This is a genomic window from Bacillus sp. P4_D3 (genome assembly GCF_056401855.1).
Window position 1 is genome coordinate 1 of record NZ_JBFUIN010000999.1, and the last position, 967, is coordinate 967.

At 34.1% G+C, this 967-nt stretch carries 1 protein-coding gene; it reads right to left on the reverse strand.

The window, feature by feature from the left end:
* The coding region (locus AC1DTM_RS28670; protein ID WP_477001510.1) for an ATP phosphoribosyltransferase regulatory subunit at positions 1–596 on the reverse strand (596 nt) is incomplete at its 3' end.
* Positions 597–967: the final 371 nt, after the last annotated feature.

Below are 967 nucleotides of genomic sequence, written 5' to 3' on the forward strand. Positions count from 1 at the left end.
ATAAAATTTGAGAGACCGGCATAATTTTTACTCTCAATATATGTTCTAAGTAACTTCTCTTCTTCATCATGAATAGAGAGTTTTTTTACAATACATTTATATAACTGCACTTGCCCAATCTCAATTGTAAAAGATTGTACCTTCAATTTTTGAAGTGCTTGAATTACGCTTATGACACACTCAATTTCCGCTCTTACATTATCAATCCCGATAATTTCAATACCACTTTGTACCATTTCATTATATTTTCCAGAAAGCGACTCATTTGCCCGAAATACATTTCCACTATATGTCACTTTAAGAGGAGTGTCCCATCTCTGCGTTCCTATTACTCTTGCTAAAGGAATTGTCATATCTGGGCGTAAAACGATAATCCGCCCTTTTTCATCAAAAAATTTATACATCTTTTCTTCATCTATTGGCCTATTTTGAAATGCAAAAACATCGTAAAATTCAATTGTAGGTGTCCTTATTTCTTCATAACCTCTGCCTAAAAAGGTCCGTCTTAATTTTTGTTCCACTTCTTCAATTAACGTACATTCTTCGAATAAGTAATCCCTCGTTCCATTCGGATTTGCACGCTTCCACTTTGCCATCTCATTTCACACACCTTTCCCTCTCTAATGTATGCTCATTCCATTCACCTAAACCGAAAATAAAAAGAGCCTTGTAGAAAAAATACCTACAAGGCTCTTTAGTAGAGTGTAGGTACAACGGGAATAACCCTTGTGCCTACACGTTTTCACGTTAGGTTCAAGGGTTTCATGTATGATGATGTAGTTGTGTAAGCATTTTAATAGATTGTACGATATTCATAATACTTACTCCCTTTCTCCTCTGATTTTCACATAGTATATAACAGTTAATTCTGAATGTAAATAGATTTTTTAATATTCCGTTATTTCTTAATATAAGGCTATCTCTCTTTCATACTCTCCAATTTCTCGTTCGTATTGCATCGTAATGC